The organism is Bacillota bacterium, assembly GCA_030705925.1.
Classification (GTDB): Bacteria; Bacillota; Clostridia; order Oscillospirales; family Feifaniaceae; genus JAUZPM01.
This window is the reverse complement of record JAUZPM010000095.1, coordinates 1-6,929: the sequence shown is the minus strand read 5'-3', so window position 1 is coordinate 6,929 and position 6,929 is coordinate 1. Positions and strand designations below refer to the sequence as shown.

Sequence of the window (6,929 nt, the reverse complement as noted above, 5' to 3'; positions counted from 1 at the left end):
CGTTGATCTCATCCTCCAAAAGTCCGTGTCCCTCTATTAACAGCTGGGTGTCGAATCTGTAATCGAGCATAATCAATCTCCTTTATTTTGTAATGACGGCGCATCTTGAATAATTATACCACTTAATCTAAAATTATCTATATTTTTTTTGTCGTCTTTATTAGGAATCAAGTTGCCCGATATTGCCAAAAATGATATAATGAAACCGACTTTTTTGGTGATAGGTGGTATTAATGGTTCAAAAAGTGGTCTCGGTGAATCTTGAATATGGCTGTCCGACTGTTGCCGAGGCTTTGCAGAAAATGCGAAACACCCTTTCGACGCTGAAAGGGCAGGGGTGCCGAGCAGTAATACTGATACACGGCTATGGCTCGACCGGAGCCGGAGGCGGCATACGCGACGGTGTAAGAAAGTGCCTGTCAGAGCCGTCTCTGCGCGGGATCGTGAGGTCGTTTTTCGGCGGCGAGCAGTGGGAGATATACAAAAGGGAAGCTTTTGCGGTCTGCAAAACGCTGAAGGATTACGAGAGGACGGCCGCCGGCAACAGCGGCGTGACTGTGGTCATACTGAAATGATTTTAAATAAACACAAAAAACAAAATCACGGACACTCAGCTTAAAGGTCTGTGATTTGCAAAGACGGTTATAAAAGCCCGGACTTTTAAATAGTCCGGGCTGTATATATTTAATATTTGCCGAAGCCGGCGCCAGTCAAAACGGGATCATGTTTTGATTTTTTATTAGGTTTTGCATCTTTATCATGCGGCGGTTTTGGTGAAACCTCGTCTGGTGCTTTGCCTTTTAGCTTGAAGGTATTGACCTGCTGTTTGAGCATTTCCGCCTGACCGGACAGCTCTTCGCTTGCGGCGGCGCTCTCCTCGGATACGGCTGAATTGGACTCAACAACGGACGATACCTGAACGATGCCCTGGTTTACCTGTGAAAGCCCGAGAGCCTGCTCGTTTGATGCTGTGGCGATGGAATCGATAAGCGTTGTTGCGGTTTCGATTTTTTTAGCAATCGAGCTGAGCATTTCAGCCGTTTCATTTGTAGTCCCCGCTCCGTATTCTGCGTTTTTGATAGAACCGGCGATCATGGACTCGGTTTCTTTCGCCGCTTTTGCGGAGCGGTCAGCAAGGTCTCTTATCTCGTCGGCGATAACTGCAAAGCCCTTGCCTTGCACGCCTGCCCTGGCTGCCTCAACTGCCGCATTCAGTGCGAGGATATTGGTTTGCATAGCTATATCATCAATGGTTTTGATTATTTTGGTGATGCTCTTAGAAGAATCCGAGATCTTTGTCATTGCATCTAGCAGTGTATCCATGCTTGATTTGCATCTGTTGGCGTTCTCGCGGATGTCGTCTACAAGCCTGTTTGCCTCTTTGGCGTCGTGCGAGTTGCTTTCAGTCTGAGACGTTATCTCTTCAACGGAGGCGGTAAGCTCTTCAAGCGAGCTTGCCGACTCGGAGGCTTCTTTTGCAAGGGTGACACTGGATACAGATACTTGCTTAGCTCCGGTTGCGACCTGGTCTGCCGCAGAGTTTATGTTAGACAATACGTTATTGAGGTTTTCGACCATGTGATTTATAGCCGCGATCAGCAAAGCCTCTTCTCTGAATTTAGGTTTATTGTTTAAGCCAAGGCTCAAATCTCCGTTTGATATACGTTCGGTAACGCCGATCATCTCTTTATAAGGCTTGCTTATCATATATGCTAAAAAGATAGAAAGAACGATACTTACAATAATAAAGAATATTACGTATAGATTAATACTTTTTGTAAGGCTGCTGCTGGACGCATATACCTCGTTTATAGGAACGGGAAGGGCGAGAGAAAAATCCGTCCCGTCGACCGGGTGGTAACTTACCAGCTTTGTTTCATTAGCATAGGAATACTGCCCGATCCCTGTTGCTCTTTCGGTCATTTTCTTCTCGATGTCGGCAAGCCCCTGAAAAGCTGGATCGGTTTTCGCTTTTTCAATATTATTATCGTGGTTGGTGACATTGTCTTTATTGCTGTGCGCAACGGTCATACCCTTGCCGTTGATCATAAACGCTTTGCCCGTTTTGCCGTAAGTGACGGTCGAAATAAGGCTGCTGAGCTCGTTTCCGTCACGGCATGCGACGATCAACCCGGTGACCTCTCCGGTTGGCTTTTTGATCGGGGCGGCAATAAAGAGGTCGAGACCGCCGGTATCTTTATTGTCAGTAGGGTCGGATATGGCATAGTCGCCCTTGATCGCAGTTTTGAAATAGTCACTGTCCCCGATGCTTATGTTTTTTCCTTTAGCAGAATAGCCGTTTCCGTTTTTATCTGTCACATAGACATCTCGGTTTCCCATAACTACAGAGAAGTCTTTAAGTTCATTTGTTATTGCTTCTTTATTTCCAACAATATCTGTGAACAAGTCCTCTGTCGCAAGGATGTGAAGCTCTTTATAATAGCTGTTTAGGGTTTGGGTTAGACCGACTGCCGCCTGATTTGTAAAATTGCTCATTGCCTCAGTCGCTGCTGAATGGAGTGCCTTGTTTGAACGGTTGATCGCAATATCGGTAATAATTGCGCAAAGCCCGACTGTAAGTATGAGCATGCAAGCTGATATTGCGGCCATAAGGCTGATATATCTCTTTTTTGGTTTATTTGCCTTCTTTTTCATTCCTACCCCTCCAACTTTTGTTTAATATGACTATCGATTAAAATTAACATAAAAGTAAGAGTTATATAAAAAATATTCAAAAAAAGTATAATTTATTTGTAAAAAGACAAGCTTTACATGATTTTATGCAAAGCCTGTCTTTGATGTATCAGGATAGTTTAATTAATATTTTCCAAAACCGGTTTTAGACAAAAAGATTTCACGTGGGGCTTCTTTTTCCTTATTTTTGCTTACTGGTTCCTGCGGTTTGTCTTCCGCTGGCGCGCCTTCCGCTGACGTTCTGCCTCTCAGCTTGAAGGTGTCGACCTGCTGTTTGAGCATTTCCGCCTGGCCGGACAGCTCTTCGCTTGCGGCGGCGCTCTCCTCAGAAGCGGCGGAGTTGGACTGGACGACGGAGGATACCTGAATGATGCCCTGATTTACCTGAGAAAGCCCGAGTGCCTGCTCGTTTGACGCTGTTGAGATGGATTCTATAAGCGCTGCCGCCGACGTTATCTTTTCAACGATGGTGTCTAGCTCATGTGCGGTTTCGTTCGTTGCTGCTTCGCCGCTTCCTATGTTGTTTATCGAATTTTCGACAAGCACGCTTGTTTCTTTTGCGGCTTTTGCCGAACGGTTTGCAAGCTCTCTTATCTCGTCCGCTACAACCCCAAAGCCCTTGCCGGATTCGCCCGCTTTTGCTGCTTCTACCGCTGCGTTAAGAGAGAGCATGTTCGTCTGCATAGCGATTTCGTTGATGCTTTTTGCAATTTTAGTGATGCTTTTTGACGATGCAGATATTTTCGACATAGCTTCAAGAAGCGTTTTCATGCTCGATTTGCAGATTTCGGCGCTTTTTGTGATTTCAACGGTAAGCTTGTTCGTCTCTTTTGCATCCTCGGCGTTTCTTACGGTCTGCGATGTTATCTCCTCGATAGACGCCGTAAGCTCTTCAACTGAGCTCGCCTGTTCTGAGGCACCCTGTGAAAGGGAAATGCTTGAGCTTGATATATGCTTTGAACCGGATGCAACCTGATCTGCGGCGGCGTCTATGTTAGAAAGTACGATATTCAGGTTTTCAACCATATTGTTTATCGATGTAACCAGTGCGACTTCCTCTTTGAAAAAGGGTTTGTGGTTGAGGCCAGTGGTCAAATCTCCGGCGGCTACATTTGCCGTGACAGCGCTCACTTTTTTGTACGGCTGGCTTACCAGATACGCTAAATATATAGAAAGGGCGATGCTTATTGCAAGAAATATCAGAGCAAAAAGGATGATGCTTGCCGCAAGCTTTTTGCTTGCCGAATATACTTCACTTACGGGCGCGGCAAGTGCAAGCGAGAAATTTGTCCCGTCAACAGGATGGAAGCTTACAATGTTTGCTTCATTATTATATTTATACTGCTCCAATCCAGTTTCTTTTGAGACCATCTTTTTTTCAATTTCGGCAAGTTGATGGAGCGATGGGTCGGTTTTAACTTTTTCTAGATCGTTTTCCCGGTTAATGACAAGCTCTTTATTGCTGTGCGCAACAGTAATGCCGTCGCTGTCAATCATGAAAGCCTTGCCTGACTTCCCGTAGGTTACGTTTGCGATCATATTGGAAAGCTCGTTCCCGTCTCGGCAGGCGGCTATCACGCCGACAAGCTCGCCGGAAGAGCTTCTTATCGGGGCGGACAGGTAAAGCTCAAGATTGCCGGTGTCTTTGCCTACAAGCGGATCGGAAATATAATAGCTTCCTGAAATCGCTGACTTGAAATAATCACTGTCCGCAATGTTTACACTGTTGCCCATCATCGAATAGGCATTTCCGTTTTTATCAGACACAATTACATCTGTGTTTCCCATCACTTTTGCGAATTTGATGAGGCGGGCTGTTATTTTGTCTTTGTTTGCAGTGATATTGCTAAACACGTCGTCTGAAGTGAGAATATCGAGTTCTTTATAATACCCTTCGATCGTATTGCCGATATCATTTGCCGCCTGATTCGTAAAATTGCTCATGGAATCACTTGCCGCGTTTTTTAGAGCCTTGTCCGAACGGCTGATAGAAGTGCCGCCAAGACTTGCGCACAGCAACACTATGACTGCTATCATACTTACTGATATTGCGGCCATCAGGCTTACGTATTTCTTTTTAGTTTTTTTACTGATCTTTTTTTTCATTGCGAACCTCCTAATAATGTCATAAAGGCTATCGTAAAAAAACTGTATTACCTTTACAGCATCGCAAAATAATGCTAAAAAAAGCATTATTTTTTAATTTGGCTGGGGCATAAAAAAACGGGCTGTTAAACTTAACAGCTCGTTCTTTTAATGTATCAGGATAGCTTAATCAATATTTTCCAAAGCCGGAATCGGACAATACGATTTCACGCTCAGCTTCTTTTTTCTTCTTTTTAATTATCGGTTTCTGCGATTCGCTGCCCTCATCTGTCACTTTGCCCCTCAGTTTGAAGGTGCTGACCTGCTCTTTGAGCATTTCCGCCTGACTGGACAGTTCTTCGCTTGCGGCGGCGCTCTCCTCAGAAGCGGAAGAGTTGGACTGAACGACGGAGGATACCTGGATGATGCCCTGATTTACCTGAGAAAGCCCGAGAGCCTGCTCGTTTGACGCTGTTGCGATGGAATCAATAAGCGCTGCCGCTGATTTTATTTTTTCAACGATGGCGTTAAGCTCATGGGCGGTTTCGTTAGTAGTATCAGATCCCTTATCGACGTTCTTTATCGAGCCTTCAATCATTGCCGTGGTTTCCTTTGCAGCCTTTGCGGAACGGTTTGCGAGATCTCTTATCTCGTCAGCGACTACTGCGAAGCCTTTGCCGTATTCACCGGCTCTGGCTGCCTCGACTGCCGCGTTGAGCGCGAGAATATTGGTCTGCATAGCTATTTCATCGATAGTTTTGACTATTTTGGAAACGCTCTTGGATGAATCCGATATTTTTGACATCGCATCAAGAAGGGTGTTCATGCTGGTCATGCAGGTTTCTGCATTAACATGTATATCTTCAGCCAAAACGCTTGCCTGTTTTGCGTCTTCAGCGTTTCTTGAGGTCTGTGAAGTTATCTCTTCGATTGATGCAGTAAGCTCTTCAACTGTGCCTGCCTGCTCGGCGGCGCCCTGTGCAAGGGATGTGCTTGAACTTGACACCTGTTTTGAGCCGGATGCGACCTGATCCGCGGCGGCGTTGATGTTCGTCATTACTGTGTTCAGATGGTTTGCCATTTGGTTGAGAGACCTGTACAGCTCCTGCTCCTCACGGCTGCGCGGGGAATGGTTGGTTCTAACGCTGAGATCGCCTTCAGCAATGATTTTTGCCAAAGAGCTTACATTCTTAACGGGTGTGCTTGTTAAATATGCGATATATATCGAGAATGCGCAGCTTAGTATCAGGAAGATAACGATTGCCCAGCCTAGGAACCACGTCAGCTTGTCAACAGCCGAGAATACTTCGCTCTGAGGTGCCGCGAGCGCAAGTGAAAAATCTGTTCCGTCCACCGGGTGATAACCTATGATTTTTGCCACATTATGATATTTATATTTTCCGATGCCTGACTCCCTTGCAACCATCTTCTTTTCAATGTCGACAAGCTGCTGGAGTGACGGGTCGGTTTTGACATTTTCAAAATCGTTATCTCCCTTTACGACAAGCTCTTTATTGCTGTGCGCAACGGTCACACCTTTGCTGTTCAGCATGAACGCTTTGCCGGATTTACCATATGTAATGTTTGCGATCATATTGGAAAGTTCATTTCCATCACGGCAGGCAGTTATAACGCCTATGATCTCTCCTGCATCGTTTTTGAGGGGAGCGGCTATGAAAACTTCGGGATTCCCGGTGGTTTTGCTTACGATCGGGTCGGAGATCGTGTCGTTGCCAAGAACCGCTGATTTGAAATATTCCCTGTCTGATATATTTGTGTTTGCGCCTTCCATTGAATAGGCATTGCCGTTTTTGTCTGCCACGAACATATCCACATGCCCAGCGTCTTTGGCGAATTTGTTCAGGCGAACCAAAATCTTATCTCTGTTTCCTGAGATATTGTCGAACATTTCGTCTGACGCCAGAGCGTCTAATTCTTTATAATAGCCTTTTATTGTCTGACCTATGCCGTCTGCAGAATGTTCCGCCACATCTTGAAGCGCCGTGGTTGCCATATTATTTACTGTCGACGCTGATTGCATGATCGATATGAGTCCAAGACCGACGCAGACTATGAATACATCAAAAACTATACATATCGAGATTCCGGTCATCATGCTTACTAACTTTCGATTTTTTTTAGCGGCTCTT

The 6,929-nt window shown here is 45.4% G+C and carries 4 protein-coding genes; 1 reads left to right on the top strand and 3 read right to left on the bottom strand.

Annotated features, from left to right (window positions below; genetic code table 11):
- Window positions 1-233 precede the first annotated feature (233 nt).
- On the top strand, window positions 234-575 hold the full coding sequence (locus Q8865_10710; protein MDP4153887.1) for a hypothetical protein: 342 nt from the start codon (window positions 234-236) through the stop codon (window positions 573-575).
- Between the two features lie 109 nt (window positions 576-684).
- Here the strand turns inward: Q8865_10710 and Q8865_10705 are convergent, their stop codons facing one another.
- The 3 genes from Q8865_10705 to Q8865_10695 form a co-directional block, all read right to left on the bottom strand.
- Window positions 685-2,655: a methyl-accepting chemotaxis protein gene (locus tag Q8865_10705; protein ID MDP4153886.1), complete on the bottom strand. Its 1,971-nt coding sequence runs from the start codon at window positions 2,653-2,655 to the stop codon at window positions 685-687.
- Window positions 2,656-2,817: 162 nt separating this feature from the next.
- On the bottom strand, window positions 2,818-4,800 hold the full coding sequence (locus Q8865_10700; protein ID MDP4153885.1) for a methyl-accepting chemotaxis protein: 1,983 nt from the start codon (window positions 4,798-4,800) through the stop codon (window positions 2,818-2,820).
- 169 nt (window positions 4,801-4,969) lie between these two features.
- A partial coding sequence (locus Q8865_10695) for a methyl-accepting chemotaxis protein (GenBank protein ID MDP4153884.1) occupies window positions 4,970-6,929 on the bottom strand: 1,960 nt, incomplete at its 5' end.